Origin of the sequence: Oceanicola sp. 502str15 (genome assembly GCF_024105635.1) — a bacterium.
GTDB lineage: Bacteria > Pseudomonadota > Alphaproteobacteria > Rhodobacterales > Rhodobacteraceae > Vannielia.
Map to the genome: position 1 here is coordinate 1,673,092 of NZ_WYDQ01000001.1, position 17,592 is coordinate 1,690,683.

A 17,592-nucleotide genomic window follows, 5' to 3' on the forward strand; every position below is an offset into this window, starting at 1 on the left:
TGAGGCGACGGCGGGTGACGTGCATCAGGGGTTGAACTACGCCGCATAACATCCATATACCATCCACACGGATGGAGAATCGAAATGAACGCCGTCAGATCGCAGCGCGATAAGACCCCAGATAGCGAAAAGATCACGATCAACCTCGGGTATGTCGATCTCGGGCGAATCGACCTTCTGGTGCAGGAAGGCTTCTATTCCAACCGCAGCGATTTCATCCGCACCGCGATCCGCAACCAGCTCGACAGCCATGCCGACGTGGTCCGCAGTTCGGTCGAGCGCCACACCCTCGAGCTGGGCCTGCGCGACTACACCCGCGCCGATCTCGAGGCGCTGCGCGACGTTGGCGAGGTTCTTCACGTCAAGGTCGTCGGCCTCGCCCGCATCGACCCCGACGTGACGCCCGATCTCGCATTGGACACCATCGGCTCGATCACCGTGCTGGGCGCCCTGCAAGCCTCGCGCGAGGTGAAGAACGCCCTCGCAGACCGCATACGCTAACCCGCCATACCTTATCCAAGGACACCACAGATGTTTGATTTCAACACTGGCGCCAAGCGCCCGGTGAACGACGCCGCACGCGCCGACCGGCTGACCGCCGCGCAGGATCTCGTGCAGCGCACCCTCGCCCGGCACGGGCTGGCCGCCTCCGCCACGCCCCTCTCCAACGGCGCCACCACCGGGGGCCTCATGGACATGCTGCAAAAGTCCCTCCCGGGCGGCGCCCGCGCCACCGCGCAGCCCCCGACCCTCGCCGAGGGGGCACAGTTCCTGTCGTCTACCCATCAGGGCAAGAGCGGCAGCCGCGCCTATCGCACCTATGTACCGGCCTCTGCCGCTGCGGGGGCCACGGGCATCGTGATGATGCTCCACGGCTGCACCCAGACGCCCGAGGATTTCGCCATCGGCACCGGCATGAATGCCCTGGCCGAGCGCGACGGCTTCGTCGTGATCTACCCCGAGCAATCGCGCGGCGCCAATGCGCAGACCTGCTGGAACTGGTTCAGCCCGAACGACCAGCGCCGCGACCGGGGCGAGCCGGAGATCCTCGCGGGCATCGCCCGTTCGGCGATGGCGCAATACGATGTTCCCCCGAGCCGCTGTTTCGTGGCCGGCCTCTCGGCAGGGGCGGCGATGGCGGTGATCCTCGGCCAGACTTACCCCGATGTCTTCGCCGCCGCAGGCGCCCATTCCGGCCTGCCCTACGGCGCAGCGAAGGACGTTGCCTCGGCCTTTTCCGCCATGGCAGGCCAGACCTCGGGCCACGCCGGAGCCCGCAGCCAGACCGCCCTGCGCACCATCGTCTTTCATGGCGGGGCAGACAGCACCGTGCATGCCTCCAACGGCGAGATGATCGCGCGCGACGCCGCGCGCAACGGCCCCTCGCCAAGCGTCGAGACAACCCATGGCGGCGCCGAGAACGGCCGCAGCTACACCGCCACCACCTGCAGCGGCCCCGACGGGCGCGCCTACCTGGAGCACTGGGTGATCGAGGGCCTCGGCCATGCCTGGTCGGGCGGCCAGCCCGAGGGCTCCTACACCGATGCGCAGGGGCCGGATGCCAGCGCTGAGATGGTCCGCTTCTTCTTCGACCCCGGGGCGTGAACTGGCCCGCCCCGCCTGCCCCTCCGTGCGCCGCGTGGAACCCTGACAGCCCGGCACACGTTTGGTCTGTGGAGGTGTCTACATGACAGGACTGCGCGCACGGCTCTTGACCAAACCGATCCACAAATGGGCCAAGGGGGCGTTGCCCGCCCTCTCCCAGACCGAAAGCGAGGCCCTGACCGCCGGCGAGGTCTGGTGGGAGGCCGAGCTGTTCTCGGGCAATCCCGACTGGTCGAAGCTCCTCGACGTGACGCCCCCGAAGCTCAGCCCCGAAGAGCAGGCCTTCCTCGACGGGCCCTGCCGCGACCTCTGCCACATGATCAACGACTGGCAGATCAATCACGAGGACGCCGATCTGCCCGCCGAGGTCTGGAGCTTCCTGCGCCAGCACAAGTTCTTCGGCATGATCATTCCCAAGTCCCACGGCGGCCTCGGCTTTTCGGCCTTTGCCCACTCCGAGATCATCCGCTTCATCTCCACCCGCTCGGTCGCCGCAGCGGTCACGGTGATGGTGCCCAACTCCCTCGGCCCCGGCGAGCTGATCCACCAGTTCGGCACCGATGAGCAGAAAGAACACTGGCTGCCCCGCCTCGCCGATGGCCGCGAGTTGCCTGCCTTCGGCCTCACCAGTGCCGAGGCCGGCTCCGACGCCTCCGCGATGATCGACGAAGGCGTGATCTGCAAGGGCGCGTGGGACGGTGAGGAGGTGCTCGGCATCCGCCTCAACTGGGCCAAGCGCTACATCACCCTCGCCCCGGTCTGCACCGTGCTGGGCCTCGCCTTCAAGCTGCGCGACCCGGAGGGCCTGCTGGGCGACACCGAGGATATCGGCATCACCTGCGCCCTCGTGCCGACCGACCTGGAGGGCGTCGAAACCGGCCGCCGCCACCTGCCCTCTTCCACCATGTTCATGAACGGCCCGACCACCGGGAAGGACGTGTTCATCCCGCTCGACCACATCATCGGCGGCCCGGAGTACGCAGGCCGGGGCTGGATGATGCTGATGTCGGCCCTCGCGGCGGGGCGCGGGATCTCGCTGCCCTCCATGGGCTGCGCCGCAATCGCCCTCTCTGCCCACACGACCGGTGCCTATGCCCGCATCCGCCAGCAATTCAACCTGCCGATCGGCAAGTTCGGTGGCATCCAGTCGCCCATGGCCTCGCTCGCCGCCGATGCCTACGCGATGGACGCCGCCCGCCACCTCACCTGCGCCGGGCTCGACGAGGGCCGGGCGCTTTCGGTGATCTCGGCGATCATGAAGGCCCACGCCACCTACCGGATGCGAGACGCGCTGAACCACGCGATGGATGTGCACTCCGGCAAGGCGGTGATCGACGGGCCGTCGAACTACCTCCAACCGCTCTACCGCGCCGTGCCCATCGGCATCACGGTGGAGGGCGCCAACATCGTCACCCGCTCGTTGATCATCTTCGGGCAGGGCTCGATCCGCGCCCATCCCCATATGCTCGACAACATGCTCGCGTTGCAGGAGGAGGACCCTGAGAAATCGCTGGAGGCCTTCGACAAGAGCTTCTGGGCCCATGTCGGCCACACCACCAAAACCCTGTTCCGCTCATGGGGCCGTGCCCTCACCGGCGGCCGCTTCGCCCCTGCCCCCGATGCAGGAGCCGTAGCCCCGATCTACCGCCAGCTTTCCCGCTGGTCCGCCGCCTACGCCCTCACCGCCGATTTCGCCTTCCTCACCCTCGGCGGCGCGCTGAAGCGCAAGGAGATGATCTCGGGCCGGATGGGCGACATCCTTTCCGAAATGTACATTCTCTCCGCCGCACTGAAACGCTGGGAGGACGAGGGACGCCAGGAAGCGGACCTGCCGGTGGTGGAGTTCGCCGCCGCCGAGGCCTTCAAGCGCATCCAGACCGCGCTCGACGAGGTCATCGCCAACCTTCCCGCCCGCTGGGCCGCCTGGGTGCTGCGGGTGCTGACCCTGCCCGGGGCCACCCGCCGCAGCCCGTCCGACCGGCTTACAGAAACTGTCAGCGAGTTGATCTACGAGCCCTCCGCCAGCCGCGACCGGATCACCGGGCGGGTCTTCGAGGGCTGCAACCGCGATGGCGTGCAGGTGCTGAACCAATGCTACGCCAAGGTCGTCGAGATGGCCCCGGTGATGAAGCGCCTGCGCGATGCCCGGAAGACCCCGCAGGAGGGGCTTGAGGCAGGTATCCTGAGCGCCGCCGAGATAGAGGAGATCGAGGCAATGAACGCCCTGGTCGCGGAGGTGGTCGCGGTGGACGACTTCACCCCTGAAGCCCTCGCCGCGCTCTTCCCAAGCCGTAAACAGCCCAGCGCCGCCCCCAGAGAGGCCGCAGAATGAACGCACGCAACAGCCAGCGCGTCTTCCTCGTGGACGGCGCGCGCACCCCCTTCATCAAGGCCCGCAGCGGCCCCGGCCCCTTCACCCCCGTCGATCTCGCGGTGCAATGCGGCCGCCCGCTGCTGGCGCGCCAGAGCTTTGACCGCACGGCGTTTGATCTGGTGATCCTCGGCTGCGTCAATGTCATCGCCGACGAGATGAACCCTGCCCGCGTTGCCGCGCTGCGCCTCGGACTGGGCGAGGCGATGGTGGCCTTCACCATGCAGATCAACTGCGGCTCGGGCATGCAGAGCATCGACACCGCCTACCGCTACATCCGCGATGGCAGCCACCAGATGATCCTTGCAGGCGGGGCCGAGGCGCTCAGCCATGCACCGCTGGTCCTGCGCCAATCCGCCGTCGAGTGGTTCGGCAGGATGAACGCCGCAAAGGGCCCGCTCGATCAGGCCAAGGCGATGACGGGCATCCGCCCCGAGTTCTTCAAGCCCGTCATCGGGCTGGAGCGCGGGCTGACCGACCCGATCACCGAGCTCAACATGGGCCAGACCGCCGAGGTGCTGGCCCATCGATTCGGCGTCTCCCGAGAAACTGCCGACACCTACGCCATGCAGAGCCACCACCGCCTCGCCGCCGCGCAGAAGGAAGGCAGGTTGAGCGACGAGGTGATGCCCGCAATCGACCGCGACGGCACGGTTTACGACCATGACGACGGCGTGCGCCCCGACAGTGACATGGCCGGGCTCGCCAAGCTGAAACCGGTCTTCGAGAAGCCCTACGGCAAGGTGACGGCGGGCAACTCCAGCCAGATCACCGATGGTGCGAGCTGGTGTATCCTCGCTTCCGAACAGGCCGTCGAGGCGCACGGTCTGGAGCCGCTGGCCGAGATCAAGGACAGCGAATGGGCCGCGCTCGACCCCTCGATCATGGGCCTCGGCCCGGTGCTCTCGGCTACCCCCATTGCCCAACGCCACGGGCTTTCGGTCGAAGACGTCGACCTCTGGGAGCTGAACGAGGCCTTCGCCGCGCAGGTACTCTCCTGCCTCGCCGCCTGGGGCGACGATGAGTTCTGCCGCGAGGTGCTCGGCTATGACGCCGCCTTCGGGCGGATCGACCGCGACCGCCTCAACGTCGATGGCGGGGCCATCTCGCTCGGCCACCCGGTGGGGACCAGCGGCAACCGGATCGTGCTGCATCTGGCCAACGCAATGAAGGAACGGGGGGCAAAGCGCGGCATCGCCACCGAATGCATCGGCGGCGGCCTCGGCGGCGCGATGCTTCTGGAGGCGGTGCAATGACCGGTCATGTCTTGAAATTTCTCGGCGAAACCAAGCTGGAACTCGGTGCCGCTGGCCCACGTGAGGGCAACTGGCGCGCGGGACGCGACAGTGATGGCATCCTCTGGCTCGCGCTCGACAAGGCTGATACCGGTACAAACACGATCTCCGAAGAGGTGATCCGCGAGCTTGAAACTCACATCGCAGCCACCGAAGCGAACCTGCCCAAAGCCCTCATCATTCGTTCCGCCAAGCTCTCGGGCTTCGCCGCCGGGGCCGATATCACCAGCTTTAACTCCATGTCAGACGAAGGCGCGGCGGACCTGCTGAAACAGGGCCATGACGTGCTAGACCGGATCGAGGCGCTGAACTGCCCGACGATCTGCATCGTCCATGGTGCCGCTCTCGGCGCGGGCTTCGAGCTGGCGCTTGCCTGCGACACCCGCATCGCCACCCCCGGCGCCTCCTTCGGCTTTCCCGAGGTCCAACTCGGCCTGCACCCCGGCCTCGGCGGCACTTTCCGCCTGCCCGCCCTCATCGACCCCACAGAGGCGATGACCCTGATGCTCACCGGCAAGACGGCGCACACCAGGAAGGCCAGATCCCGCGGCATCGTGGATGCGGTGGTCGAGGAGCGCCACGTCGCCGCCGCCGTTCAGGCCGCCGTGAAGGGTGAGATGAAACCACACAGCCAAGGCCTCAAGGCCCGCGCGCTCGGTTTCGACCAGGCCCGCAGCCTCGTCGCCCGGCAGATGCGCAGCCAGACCGAGAAAAAGGCCCCCAAGGCGCATTACCCCGCCCCCCACGCGTTGATCGACCTTTGGGAAGAGCACGGCGACGACCGCGCCGAGATGCAGAAGGGCGAGATTGCCTCCTTCGCTGAACTGCTAAATAGCGAGACGTCGAAGAACCTCCGCCGCGTCTTCTTCCTGCGACAGAAGCTCAAGGACGCGGGGCGCGGCGAGGATGGCATCGCCCATGTCCACGTCATCGGCGCAGGCGCGATGGGCGCGGAAATCGCCGCCATGGCCGCGATCAAGGGCAAGCGCGTGACCCTCGGCGATGTGGAAACCGATCCGCTCGGCAAGGCCCTCAAGCACGCCACAGAGATCTGCAAGGACAAGCACCTCAGCCGCATCGAAACCCGCGACGCGCTCGACCGCCTCATGCCCGACCCGAAGGGCTATGGCATCGCCAGCGCCGACCTGATCATCGAGGCCGCGCCGGAAAAACTGGACCTCAAGGAGAAAATCTACGGCGGGCTGAAGGGCCGCATGAAACCCGGCGCAATCCTCGCCTCCAACACCTCCAGCCTCTCGGTCGACTCCCTCGCCACCCACGCCCCCGACAAACCCCGTTTCGCCGGGCTGCATTTCTTCAACCCGGTCTCCAAGGTCGACCTCGTCGAAGTGGTGCGTGGCAGCGCGACCGACGACGCCACCGCCAACCGCCTCGCCGCCTTCTGTGGTGCCATCGGCAAGCTGCCCGCCCGCGTGGCCGAATACCCCGGTTTCGTCGTCAACCGCGCCCTCACCCCCTATTTGATGGAGGCGATGGTGCTGATGGATGAGGGCGTTACCAAGGAGGTGATCGACAGTGCCGCCCTGCGCTTTGGCATGCCGATGGGGCCGGTGACGCTCGCCGATCAGGTTGGTCTCGACATCGGCCTCCATGTCGCGGAATCCCTGCGCGACAGTCTCGACACGCCGATGGCCGAGATCTCCGATACCCTGCGCGCCAAGGTCGACGCAGGCGAGCTGGGCAAGAAGACAGGTCAGGGCTTCTACGACTGGTCCGACGGTACGCCTCACCCCGATGCCGACCTTTCAGATGCCCCCGAGGATCTGACCGACCGGCTCATCCTGCCGATGCTGAATGCCTGCGTCGAGGTGCTGCGCAAGGGCGTGGCCGAGAGCGCGGACCAGGTTGACGGCGCGATGATCTTCGCCACCGGCTTCGCGCCCTTCCGTGGCGGGCCGATGAACTATGCCCAAGCCCGCGGCACCAGCGACATCACCGACCGGCTGAAGGCGCTCGAGCAGGCCCACGGCCCGCGCTTCGCCCCTGACGAGGGCTGGTCGACCCTTGGCTGAGGGGCCCGACACCTTCACCGATGCGGATGCAATCGCCCGCGCCATCTATAAGCGGGTCGGCGGCGAAATCCGCCTCGCGCTGCCCCTCGGCCTCGGCAAGCCGGTCACGCTGGTCAACGCGCTCACCCGCGCGGCCGTGGCGGACCCGAGCCTGAAGCTGTCGATCTTCACCGCGCTCACCCTGCAACGCCCCACCCCCGGCTCAGACATGGAGCGCCGCTTCATGGAGCCCGCAGCCGACAGGCTCTTCGGGCGCTACCCGCCGCTCCACTACGCCGAGTTGATCAAGGGCGACGGGCTGCCTAACAATATCGAGGTCTCGGAGTTCTTCTTTCAGGCCGGCACGTGGCTCGGCAATCACTACGCCCAGCGCCATTACATCTCCGCCAACTACACCCACGCCCGCGACGTGCTGATCGCCCAAAAACCCAATGTGCTCGCCCAGCTCCTCGCCCGCGACGGTGAGCGCTTCAGCCTGTCCTGCAACACCGATATCTCCGCCGACCTCTTCGCGTTTCGCCGCGATGGAACGATGGACTTCATCGCGGTGGGCGAGGTCAACGACGCCCTGCCCTTCATGGGTGGCCCGGCGGTTCTGGAGCCTGGCGCACTGCACATGCTCCTCGAACCGCCCGCGCAGTTCGAGCTCTTCTCCGCCCCCCGCCGCCCGGTCTCCGACGCCCAGCACGCCATCGGCCTGCATGTCTCCCGCCTGATCAAGGATGGCGGCACCCTGCAAATCGGCATCGGCGCCATCGGCGATGCCGTCGCCAATGCCCTTCTGGCGCGCGACCGTGGCACCCTCGCCCCGCTCTGGTCCACGGCCCCCGTCCCGCTCACCGGCGCCGAAACCGACCCCTTCGAGGCAGGCCTCTACGGCGTTACCGAAATGCTCGTCGGCGGGATGCTTGCACTGTTCGAAGAGGGCGTGATCAAGCGCGAGGTCGGCGGCGCCGCCATCCACGCCGGCTTCTTCGTCGACGCCCGCGACATGTACGAGCGCCTGCGCGCCATGCCCCCCGACCAGCGTGCCAGGATCGCGATGATGCCCGTCAGCTTTACCAACGCGCTCTATGGCGATGAGGCGGCCAAGCGCGCCGCCCGCACCCATGCGCGCTTCGTCAACGGCGGCATGCAGGTGAGCCTGCTGGGCGATGCGATGTCGGATTCCGCCCAGCCCGGGCAGGTCGTCAGCGGCGTGGGCGGGCAGTTCAACTTCTTCGAGCAGGCCTTTGCGCTGGAAGATGGCCACGCCATCCTGACCCTGCCAGCCACCCGCCAGAGCGGCGGCAAGGTGACCTCCAACATCACCTGGCAGCTCCCCGTCACCACCGTTCCGCGCCACATGCGCGATATCGTGGTGACGGAATACGGCGCGGCGCACTTGCGCGGGCAAAGCGATGAGGAGGTGATCAAGCGCCTGATCGCGATTGCCGACAGCCGGTTTCAGGACGATCTGTTGGAGGCGGCCCGCAAGGCCGGAAAGATCTCGCCGCGCTACAAGGTGCCCGAGGCGCAGCGCAACAACACCCCTCAGGGGATTGCAAATTGGCTCGCCCCGCACCGCGCCACCGTCCTGCCGGACTTCCCCTTCGGCACGGATTTCACCGAAATCGAAAAGCAACTGCTCCCGGCCCTGTCGAAGCTGTCGAACGCGGCCGGAACCAAAACCGCCCTGCTCGCCCTCCTCTGGGCCTCCCTGCGCACCCCGCGCCACCCACAGGAGGGCGAGGCAATGGCGCGGATGGGCTATGCGCCCGATCCAAGCCTGACCGAGCCCCTGCAAGCCCGCGCCCTGCGCGGTGCGCTCAGAACCTGCGCGTCGAAAAGCCCCTGAGGCCGAAACGCCGGGTCACTCCCTGGCCCCTGCCTCCACTTCCAGCCCCGCACACCACGCCGCCCGCCCTATGGCCACTCGGCAAAGGAAACCTCCTTCGTCCGGGTGCGGTAGAGCGGAATGTAAGTGCGCCGGAACTGCGCCGGCGCAAGGCTCGCGTGGCGTCGAAAGAAGCGCGTGAAATAGGCGGCATCGCTGAAACCCAGCTTGTAGCCAACCTCGGCCACCTGCAGGTTGGTCGTGATCAAAAGCGTCTTGGCTTCCTCCATCAACCGGCGCTGCATGTGCTGATGCGGCGGTATGCCGATCGCGCGGCGCACGGCCTCGTTCAGACGGTCGCGCGACACGCCGATGCGCCGGGCATATTCCGCCACGGTCCAGTGGTTTTGCAGGTGCAGTTCCACGAGGTTGAGAAAGCTGTCCGAGATGCGATGCGGCTGGGGTTCGCTGGCCTGCAAGGGCGGTGCGGCGGCGCGCCAGATCTCGATCATCAGAAGCGAAACGCAATGGTGCAGAACGGTTTCGCTGCCCGGTGCCATGGTGCGCAGCTCGCTCTCGATCTTGTCGAACAGCGCCACGCAGGACTGCATGATCGCGGGCGTCACCTCCGACAGAAAGATCCGGCGGCTGACCACCTGGCGCACATGGGCCGAGATCACATCGGTCGGCAGCGCCCGCCCGAGGGCGCGTTCCGGCATCCGGATCAGGAACCCCCGCGTGCCTGCGGCCAGGGTGATCCGGGTCGACCAGCCCGTGGGCGACCAGATCAGGCAAGGCCCGGCCACGTCCCGCTCGACCTCGTCAGAGATGAACGCGCCGCGTCCGGATTCCAGAATCACGAAGGTCGCCCGACCGCCCGAAGTGGCGAACTCGGTCTTGGTCAGCGCACTCTTGATGCGCTCTGCCTGAATGGTTTGCCGTTCCAAAGCGCGCGATTTCCCGAGTTGGTCGTCAGCGGACCCGTCAAAAGTACAATTATATCCTCAAAATGTCTATTATTCTGAACATCGCCGCAGCTTAGGCTCACCACACCCCCCGCCCGTGGAACGGCGGGGATCGGGAGATCGGCTCGCTTTGAGACAAAATGGCCAGCATTCCCCGTGAACCTTTGGGAGGAAGAAAATGAAGAAATCGCTTTTCGAGGCGGCGCGCATGACGCGGCGCCAGACGACTTGCGCCCTTGCGGCGCTGGCAATCGCAGCCGGTGCGCATGGCGTCGCGGCTCAGGAGCGCGACAAGGTGACCATCGGATACGCGATATCCAAGTCCGGCCCCAACGCTGGCGGCGCCGACATGACGGTCACCCCCAACTACGAACTCTGGGTCGAAGAGGTGAACGCCGCCGGGGGCCTGAAGCTGCCCGACGGCAGCCAGCTTCCGATCGAAGTCATCGCCTATGACGACCGCTCCTCGGCGGAAGAAGTGGTTCGCGCCGTCGAGCGTCTGGCCACACAGGACAAGGTCGACATCATCCTTCCGCCCTGGGGCACCGGCTTCAACCTCGCCGTCGCTCCGCTGATGGCACGGTTCGGCTACCCCCACCTCGCGGGCGCTGCCGTGACCGACAAGGCCTCCGACTTCGTCGAGCGCTGGGACACCAGCTTCTGGTTCATGGGCGGCAGTGTCGATTACGTCTCCGCCTTCACCGAGATCCTCGTGGCCGAGCGCGAAGCGGGCCGGATCAACGACAAGATCGCGATGGTTTCGGTCGCGGACGGCTTCGGCATCGACCTGGTCAAGGCGGCCCGGCCCAGCTTCGAGGCCGCCGGTTTCGACGTCACCTATGACAAGAGCTTCCCGCCCGAAACCTCGGACTTCGCCACCATCCTGAACGAGGCCGCAAGCTCCGAAGCCGATACTTTCGTGGCCTTCAGCTACCCGCCCCACACCTTCGCGCTGACCAAGCAGGCCAAGGTGGCCAGCTACAGCCCGCCGGTGTTCTACCTCGGCGTGGGCGCCGGCTTTCCGGTCTATCCCGGCATCGCCGGCGGATCGGTCGAAGGCGTGATGAGCCTTGGCGGGATCGACCCGGAAAACGAGCTGAACTCGGCCTACCGTGCCAAGCACGAAGAGGTCGTGGGCCGTGCACCCGACTTCTGGGGATCGGTGCTGATCTACGCCTCGCTCCAGATGCTCGAACAGACCATCGAGCGCGTCGGCCTCGACAAGGCGGCAATCGCCGCAGAACTGTCGAGCGGCACCTTCTCGACCGTTCTGGGCGAAGAAACCCGGCTGGAAAACAACCAGTTGCGCGCGATCAACTGGGTCGGTCAGTGGCAGGACGGCCAGTTCGTGGCAGTCTCGCCTGAAGGCGGCGAAGGCACCGTTGCGGTCAAGCTGCCCAAACCGGGCTGGGAATGATCCCGCGCATCTGACCAGATATCTCATCGAACGGAGCGCGGCGGGCCCTTCCGCCGCCTCCCCCCTCACTCAAGCAACCCGGAGCATTCATGCTTGAACACGTCGTCAACGGGCTCGTGCTCGGCGGCACCTACGCGCTTGTCGCCATGGGGCTGACCATCCAGTACGGGATCGCGCGGATCATGAACCTCGGGTTCGGGGACATGATCATCGCCGCCTGTTTCGCCACCTACGTCCTGTTCACCGTCCTGTCGGTCAACCCGATCGTCGCGCTGCTGATCCTCGTGCCCGCAGGCTATCTGGTCAGCGATGCCGTCTATCGTGTGCTGATGAAACCGCTGGTGGCGCGCGCGCCCGACGAGGGCGCTCTGGAGGTCGACAGCATCCTCGTCACATTCGGGCTGCTCTTCGTGATCCAGGGTGTGCTGCTGTGGCTCTTCGGCGGCGGCTACACCAGCTACAGCTTTCTCAACACGCCGGTCAGCGTGTTGGGCACGGTGGTCGCCGGCAACCGGCTTCTGGCGCTCGTCCTGAGCCTCGTGATCGGCGGGGCGCTCGTGATCACCCTGTTCCGCACCCGCTGGGGCATGATCCTGCGCGCCGTCGCGCTGGCGCCCCAGAGCGCGCCGCTCTTCGGCATCGACACCGACCGCGCCGCCCGGACCGCCTTCGCCATCGGTGGCGCCATGGCCGCAACCGGCGGTGTGGTGGTCTCGATGTTCCAGACCTTCACCGCCACCGCGGGGGTCGTCTTCACCATGAAGGCCCTCATCGTCGTCATCCTCGGCGGCAAGGGCAGCGTGCCGGGCGCCATCGTCGCCGGGCTGCTCCTCGGCCTCGTCGAAACCTTCGTTGCCGCCTATGTCGACCCCGGCCTGACTCTGGCCGCCGTCTACACGGTGTTCCTCGTGCTGCTGCTGGTGCGGCCCAACGGCCTCTTCGGAAAGGCGTGACGATGAAGACTTCGCATGGTTTCGCCCTCGCGGGTCTCGCGCTCGTCCTTCTGGCTCTCGCACCGCTGATCGTCTCCGAATACTGGACCGGCGTCCTTCTGGGCATGACCGGCTACGTCACGCTCGCCACCGCCTGGGCGCTGTTTTCCGGCCCCACGCGCTATGTCTCGCTGGCCACGGTCGCCTTCTTCGGGGTCGGCGCCTACACCGTCGCCGTTCTCAGCGAGGCCATGCCCTACCCGCTGGTGCTGCTCTGCGCGGCGGGCATCGGCATGGTCATGGCGCTGGTGGTCGGCCTCTCCACCCTGCGCCTTGCGGGGGTCTACTTCGTGATCTTCACCTTCGGGCTGGCCGAACTGGTGCGCCAGACCGTGAGCTGGTGGGAGGTCAACGTGACCTTCACCATGGGCCGCTACGTCTTCCTGCCTTTCGAGGGACGGCACATCTACTGGCAGCTTCTGGCTCTGGCAGTGGCGACCTTCCTCATCGCATGGGCCATCGGGCGTTCTCGCATCGGGCTGGCGCTGAAGGCGCTCGGCGATGACGAGGTCGTCGCCGCCCATACCGGTGTCGACGTGACCCGGATCAAGCTCCTGCTCTTCGTCATCTCCTCCACCATCATCACCCTCGTCGGGGCCATCCAGGCCCCGCGCTGGACCTATATCGAGCCCTCCATCGTCTTCAATCCGACGGTCAGCTTCATGACGCTGATCATGGCACTGCTGGGCGGGGCGATGCGGCTCTGGGGGCCGCTGGTGGGCGCGGTGCCGCTGTTCCTGCTGTTCGAATGGCTCTCCGTCAGCTTCCCCGACCACTTCTCGATCATCCTCGGGCTGCTCTTCATCCTGATCGTCTTCGTCATGCCCAATGGCGTTCTGGCCAAGATCGAAGATCTGCGAAAGGGAGGCCGGGCATGAGCAAACCGCTTGAAATAGCCGGACTGCACAAGCGCTTCGGCGGGCTGGTCGCGGTCAGGGACGTGTCGTTCAAACTGCAATCCGGCGAGGTCGTGGGCCTTCTGGGGCCGAACGGCTCGGGCAAGACAACCGTGCTCAACATGATCTCGGGCGCCCTCCCCTGCGATGGCGGCACAGTGAGGATCGGCGACACCGACATCACTCGGATGAAGCCCCACAAGGTGGCAAAACACGGGGTTGCCCGCACATTTCAGCTCGTGCGGCCCCTGCCCACCCTGAGCGTGGCCGAGAACGTGCTCCTGTCGCTGGCCTTCGGCCACAAACGGCACTGGGGCCGCGAGGCGCGGGCGCTGGCCGAAGAGAAGCTGGCCTTCGTCGGGCTGGCCGGGCGCAGCGACGAGCGGGTGGGCAACCTCACCTACATCGACCAGAAACGGCTCGAGATGGCCCGCGCACTGGCCTCCGAGCCTGACCTCCTGCTGCTCGACGAATGGCTGGCGGGCCTCAATCCCTCCGAGCTGCGCATCGGCATCGACCTCGTCCGGCACCTGCAGAGCGAGGGCATGACCGTGCTGCTGGTCGAACACATCATGGAGGCGGTGCGCGCGCTCTGCTCACGCTGCATTGTGATGAGCGCGGGCGAAAAGATCGCCGATGGCCCCTCGGCCGAGGTGCTGCAAGACCCGGCCGTCATCAAGGCCTACCTGGGGGACGACCATGCTTGAACTGAAGGACGTAACCGTCCGCTACGGCAAGCACCTCGCGGTGGATGGCGTCAGCTTTTGCGTCGCCAAGGGCGAGGTCGTCGTTGTCCTCGGCGCGAATGGCGCGGGCAAATCCTCGATGCTGAAAGCAATCGCCGGCATAGTCCCGACCGCCGAAGGCACCGTTGCGCTGAACGGCGAGGCCGTGACAGGCGTGCCGGCCCACGCGGTGACCAACCGCGGCATTGCGCTGGTGCCCGAGGGGCGCGGCATCGTCGGGCGCATGTCGGTCGAGGAAAACCTGCGCCTCGGCGCGACGCCCGCACGCGCACGCGCCGCCGAGGAGGACACCCTCGCGCAGGTCTTCGACATCTTCCCCCGGCTGGCCGAACGGCGAAAGCAGTTCGTGCACACGATGTCCGGCGGCGAACAGCAGATGGTCGCCGTGGGCCGCGCGATGATGTCCAAACCCGAGTTCCTCCTGCTGGACGAACCAAGCCTCGGCCTCGCTCCCATTGTCGTGGGCGACATGTTCAAGGCGCTGGCGCGGGTGCGCAAAACCGGCGTGGGGCTCCTGATCGTCGAGCAGAACGTGAAGATCAGCCTGCGCCACGCGGATCGCGGCTACCTGCTCGAGGCCGGTCGGATCACCGGCTCGGGCACCTCGGAAGACTTGATGAACGACGCGGCTGTCAGGCACGCCTTTCTGGGCGGCGACATGTAAATGGAGAAGCACATGAGCGTTTTGGACCTACTGATCGAGGGCGAGAAGGTGCAGGCCGAGGATGGCCGCACCTTCACCCGCAACAACCCCCTGACCGGCGGGGTGGCAACCGAAGCCGCCGCAGCGACGGTTGCGGACGCCAACCGCGCCGCCGATGCCGCCGCGCGCGCCTTTCCCGAGTGGTCCAGCACCGGCCCCGGCGAACGGCGCCGCCTTCTGCTGGCGGCGGCGGACAATCTCGAGGCGCGCGGGGGCGACATTGCCCGCGCCATGGCCGAAGAACTGGGGGCCACCGCCGCCTGGGCAGGGTTCAACGTCATGCTGGCAGCGGGGATGCTGCGCGAGGCGGCCTCGATGACCACCATGATCAAGGGAGAGATCATCCCCTCCAACCGACCCGGCTCCATGGCCATGGCCATCCGCCAGCCCGCCGGTGTGGTGCTGTCGATGGCGCCCTGGAACGCGCCGGTCATCCTTGGCGTGCGCTCCATCGCCATGCCGCTGGCCTGCGGCAATACCGTGGTGATGAAATCCTCCGAACTCTCGCCCCGTACCCATGCGCTGATCGTCGAAGCGATGCAGGAAGCCGGCCTGCCCAAGGGCGTGCTCAACGTGCTGTCGAACGCGCCCGACAACGCCAGCGAGATCGTCGAGGCCCTGATCCGTCACTCCGCCGTGCGCCGGGTGAACTTCACCGGCTCCACCCGCGTTGGCCGGATCATCGCCAAGCTCGCCGCCGAAAACCTCAAGCCCGCGCTGCTGGAGCTTGGCGGCAAGGCCCCGATGATCGTGCTCGACGATGCCGACCTCGATGCCGCCGTCGCCGCCGCCGCCTTCGGCGCCTACATGAACCAGGGCCAGATCTGCATGTCGACCGAGCGACTGGTGGTGATGTCCTCCGTCGCCGATGCCTTTGTCGAGAAGCTCGCCGCCAAGGTGCGCAGCCTCACCCTGGGCGACCCGCGCGAGGGCAACAGCTCGCTGGGCTGCGTCGTCGACAAGGGCGCCGTCACCCGGATCATGGGCCTAGTGCGCGACGCCGAGGACAAGGGCGCAACCATCCTCGCCGGCGGCCATGCCGATGGCGTCCTGATGGAAGCAACCCTGCTCGACCACGTCACCCCGTCGATGCGCATCTACACCGAGGAAAGCTTCGGCCCCACCGCCTCCGTGGTCCGCGTGGCCAGCGTGGACGAGGCCGTTCGCGTCGCCAACGACACCGAATACGGCCTGTCCGCCAGCATCTTCGGGCAGGACACGGTGCGCGCGATGAATGTCGCCAAACGGATCGAAAGCGGCATCTGCCACATCAACGGCCCCACGGTGCATGATGAGGCGCAAATGCCCTTCGGCGGGGTCAAGGACTCCGGCTACGGACGCTTCGGCGGCATGGCCGCGATAGAGGAGTTCACCACCCTGCGCTGGATCACGGTGCAGGACGGCCAACCCCACTACCCGATCTGAGGAGGCCGCCGTGTTTGATCTCGAGGGCAAGACCTGCCTCATCACCGGCGGCGCCGGGTCGCTCGGGCTGGCCGCCGCCCGCCTGCTGCACAGCCATGGCGCGCGGCTGGCGCTGGTCGATCTCGACCTCGCCGCGCTCGACACCGCCTGCGCCGAAGCCTTCGGCGCGGCGGCCGGCGAGGTTCTCTGCCTCGCGGCCGATGTCTCCGACGAGGCGCAGGTCCGCCGCGCCGTGGCCCGCACGGTGGAGCGATACGGAGCGCTCGATGTGCTGATCTCCAACGCCGGCATCTTCGGCACCGTCGCCCCGATCCAGGACTACCCGACCGAGATCTTCGACAGCGTCATGGCGGTGCATGTGCGCGGGGCCTTCCTGCTGGCAAAGCACGGCGTCCCCCACATGCGGGAAGGCGGTAGCATCGTGCTGACCTCCAGCGTTGCGGCAACCCGCGGCGATCCCGGGGTCTATGCCTACATCACCGCCAAGCACGCCCTCACCGGCCTGATGCGCGTTCTGGCCAAAGACCTTGCCCCTCGCGGCATCCGTGTGAACGCCATCGCGCCGGGGCCAATCTCCAATGGCTTCCAGCAACGGGTCGAGGATGGCCTGGGCGCCGAGATCGGGCGCGATGGCACGGAATTCTTCAACGAGATGATCCCGATGGGACGCCATGGGTCGCCCGAGGAAATCGCGGCCTCGATCCTCTATCTCGCCTCGGCGCAATCGGGCTTCACCACCGGCCATCTGCTCATGGCCGATGGCGGCATGTCCGTGTGATCCTAGCGGAAGAGACCCTCTATATAGGTCGCCCCGATCCCTGTCTCTTCATAGTGCGCCTTGCACATGGCGATGTACTGGTGAACGTCGAAGTAGCCATCCGGCTCCCCGTCCTCGTCCAGCCAGATCAGCGGCCCGGTGACCTTGAAGTGTACCTTCATCGGGTCTTCGTGCTCGTAGGCCACAAGGGTATGCCCCTCGCCCGGCGTCTCGTAAACGAAGTCCCCCGCCGTGGCGATCCAGTCGTGCTCCAGATAGCCCCACTTGCCCGAGATCGTGTAGGCAAAAACCTCGTGCGGGTGGTAGTGCCGGTTCACCAGCCCCGGGCCGGTGGCGAGCAGGATGTCGCACCACTGGTTCTTGCTGGGCGAGATCCAGAGCGGCTTGGAAAACACGGTTTCGGTGAAGGGCACGTAATAGCGCATGTCGTCATCCGCCACATTGGGCAGATAGACCTCGGGCGAGGCATCCGGCTGGAAGACCTTGGTTATGGGTTTGAGATCGCGCCAGAATTCCGATCCCCCGGTCTTTGTCTCATCAGTCACTTCCA

The 17,592-nt window shown here is 66.7% G+C and carries 15 protein-coding genes; 13 read left to right on the plus strand and 2 right to left on the minus strand.

The genetic code is table 11. From position 1 onward, the window contains the following. Nucleotides 1-84 precede the first annotated feature (84 nt). The 6 genes from GTH22_RS08050 to GTH22_RS08075 all read left to right on the plus strand — a co-directional run bounded on the left by GTH22_RS08050 (nucleotide 85) and on the right by GTH22_RS08075 (nucleotide 9,141). Nucleotides 85-501, plus strand: a complete 417-nt coding sequence (locus tag GTH22_RS08050) for a CopG family transcriptional regulator (protein WP_252944583.1) — start codon at nucleotides 85-87, stop codon at nucleotides 499-501. 30 nt (nucleotides 502-531) lie between these two features. Further along, nucleotides 532-1,605 carry a PHB depolymerase family esterase gene (locus GTH22_RS08055; RefSeq protein ID WP_252944584.1) on the plus strand — a complete coding sequence of 358 codons (1,074 nt, stop codon included), beginning with the start codon at nucleotides 532-534 and terminating at the stop codon, nucleotides 1,603-1,605. A gap of 82 nt (nucleotides 1,606-1,687) precedes the next feature. After that, the gene (locus GTH22_RS08060) at nucleotides 1,688-3,937 is read left to right on the plus strand and encodes an acyl-CoA dehydrogenase (RefSeq protein WP_252944586.1); all 2,250 of its coding nucleotides are present in this window, start codon (nucleotides 1,688-1,690) and stop codon (nucleotides 3,935-3,937) included. Beyond that, complete coding sequence (locus GTH22_RS08065; protein ID WP_252944588.1) at nucleotides 3,934-5,232, plus strand: acetyl-CoA C-acetyltransferase; 1,299 nt, start codon at nucleotides 3,934-3,936, stop codon at nucleotides 5,230-5,232. The genes GTH22_RS08060 and GTH22_RS08065 overlap by 4 nt, the downstream gene beginning before the upstream one ends. Then, the gene (locus tag GTH22_RS08070; protein ID WP_252944590.1) at nucleotides 5,229-7,304 is read left to right on the plus strand and encodes a 3-hydroxyacyl-CoA dehydrogenase NAD-binding domain-containing protein; all 2,076 of its coding nucleotides are present in this window, start codon (nucleotides 5,229-5,231) and stop codon (nucleotides 7,302-7,304) included. Before GTH22_RS08065 ends, GTH22_RS08070 begins: the two co-directional genes overlap by 4 nt. Further along, nucleotides 7,297-9,141, plus strand: a complete 1,845-nt coding sequence (locus tag GTH22_RS08075) for an acetyl-CoA hydrolase/transferase C-terminal domain-containing protein (RefSeq protein ID WP_252944591.1) — start codon at nucleotides 7,297-7,299, stop codon at nucleotides 9,139-9,141. The genes GTH22_RS08070 and GTH22_RS08075 overlap by 8 nt, the downstream gene beginning before the upstream one ends. A gap of 68 nt (nucleotides 9,142-9,209) precedes the next feature. Here the strand turns inward: GTH22_RS08075 and GTH22_RS08080 are convergent, their stop codons facing one another. Beyond that, entirely contained in the window at nucleotides 9,210-10,067 is an 858-nt protein-coding gene (locus GTH22_RS08080; protein WP_252944593.1) for a helix-turn-helix domain-containing protein, read from the minus strand. A gap of 196 nt (nucleotides 10,068-10,263) precedes the next feature. Between GTH22_RS08080 and GTH22_RS08085 the strand changes: the two genes are divergently transcribed. The 7 genes from GTH22_RS08085 (at nucleotide 10,264) to GTH22_RS08115 (ending at nucleotide 17,042) form a co-directional block, all read left to right on the plus strand. After that, nucleotides 10,264-11,502 carry an amino acid ABC transporter substrate-binding protein gene (locus tag GTH22_RS08085; protein ID WP_252944595.1) on the plus strand — a complete coding sequence of 413 codons (1,239 nt, stop codon included), beginning with the start codon at nucleotides 10,264-10,266 and terminating at the stop codon, nucleotides 11,500-11,502. An 89-nt stretch (nucleotides 11,503-11,591) separates the two neighbouring features. Next, nucleotides 11,592-12,455 (plus strand): branched-chain amino acid ABC transporter permease, encoded by an 864-nt coding sequence (locus tag GTH22_RS08090; RefSeq protein ID WP_252944597.1) that lies wholly within the window; start codon nucleotides 11,592-11,594, stop codon nucleotides 12,453-12,455. Between the two features lie 2 nt (nucleotides 12,456-12,457). Continuing rightward, nucleotides 12,458-13,372: a branched-chain amino acid ABC transporter permease gene (locus GTH22_RS08095; protein ID WP_252944599.1), complete on the plus strand. Its 915-nt coding sequence runs from the start codon at nucleotides 12,458-12,460 to the stop codon at nucleotides 13,370-13,372. Then, nucleotides 13,369-14,097 (plus strand): ABC transporter ATP-binding protein, encoded by a 729-nt coding sequence (locus GTH22_RS08100; protein ID WP_252944601.1) that lies wholly within the window; start codon nucleotides 13,369-13,371, stop codon nucleotides 14,095-14,097. The genes GTH22_RS08095 and GTH22_RS08100 overlap by 4 nt, the downstream gene beginning before the upstream one ends. Continuing rightward, on the plus strand, nucleotides 14,090-14,800 hold the full coding sequence (locus GTH22_RS08105; RefSeq protein ID WP_252944603.1) for an ABC transporter ATP-binding protein: 711 nt from the start codon (nucleotides 14,090-14,092) through the stop codon (nucleotides 14,798-14,800). Before GTH22_RS08100 ends, GTH22_RS08105 begins: the two co-directional genes overlap by 8 nt. 12 nt (nucleotides 14,801-14,812) lie before the next feature. Further along, nucleotides 14,813-16,264: an aldehyde dehydrogenase gene (locus GTH22_RS08110; protein ID WP_252944605.1), complete on the plus strand. Its 1,452-nt coding sequence runs from the start codon at nucleotides 14,813-14,815 to the stop codon at nucleotides 16,262-16,264. 10 nt (nucleotides 16,265-16,274) lie between these two features. Then, nucleotides 16,275-17,042, plus strand: coding sequence for an SDR family oxidoreductase (locus GTH22_RS08115; RefSeq protein WP_252944607.1), 768 nt, complete (start codon nucleotides 16,275-16,277; stop codon nucleotides 17,040-17,042). 2 nt (nucleotides 17,043-17,044) lie between these two features. On the opposite strand, the gene GTH22_RS08120 is transcribed toward GTH22_RS08115, so the two are convergent. Further along, nucleotides 17,045-17,587 carry a 2,4'-dihydroxyacetophenone dioxygenase family protein gene (locus GTH22_RS08120; protein ID WP_252944609.1) on the minus strand — a complete coding sequence of 181 codons (543 nt, stop codon included), beginning with the start codon at nucleotides 17,585-17,587 and terminating at the stop codon, nucleotides 17,045-17,047. Nucleotides 17,588-17,592 lie beyond the last annotated feature (5 nt).

Excerpts from the sequence above, each read along its gene's own strand:
- GTH22_RS08070 (WP_252944590.1), top strand. The coding sequence starts at position 5,229 with ATGACCGGTCATGTCTTGAAATTTCTCGGCGAAACCAAGCTGGAACTC.
- GTH22_RS08065 (WP_252944588.1), top strand. The coding sequence starts at position 3,934 with ATGAACGCACGCAACAGCCAGCGCGTCTTCCTCGTGGACGGCGCGCGC.
- GTH22_RS08060 (WP_252944586.1), top strand. The coding sequence starts at position 1,688 with ATGACAGGACTGCGCGCACGGCTCTTGACCAAACCGATCCACAAATGG.
- GTH22_RS08105 (WP_252944603.1), top strand. The coding sequence starts at position 14,090 with ATGCTTGAACTGAAGGACGTAACCGTCCGCTACGGCAAGCACCTCGCG.
- GTH22_RS08110 (WP_252944605.1), top strand. The coding sequence starts at position 14,813 with ATGAGCGTTTTGGACCTACTGATCGAGGGCGAGAAGGTGCAGGCCGAG.
- GTH22_RS08090 (WP_252944597.1), top strand. The coding sequence starts at position 11,592 with ATGCTTGAACACGTCGTCAACGGGCTCGTGCTCGGCGGCACCTACGCG.
- GTH22_RS08055 (WP_252944584.1), top strand. The coding sequence starts at position 532 with ATGTTTGATTTCAACACTGGCGCCAAGCGCCCGGTGAACGACGCCGCA.
- GTH22_RS08100 (WP_252944601.1), top strand. The coding sequence starts at position 13,369 with ATGAGCAAACCGCTTGAAATAGCCGGACTGCACAAGCGCTTCGGCGGG.
- GTH22_RS08095 (WP_252944599.1), top strand. The coding sequence starts at position 12,458 with ATGAAGACTTCGCATGGTTTCGCCCTCGCGGGTCTCGCGCTCGTCCTT.
- GTH22_RS08085 (WP_252944595.1), top strand. The coding sequence starts at position 10,264 with ATGAAGAAATCGCTTTTCGAGGCGGCGCGCATGACGCGGCGCCAGACG.
- GTH22_RS08050 (WP_252944583.1), top strand. The coding sequence starts at position 85 with ATGAACGCCGTCAGATCGCAGCGCGATAAGACCCCAGATAGCGAAAAG.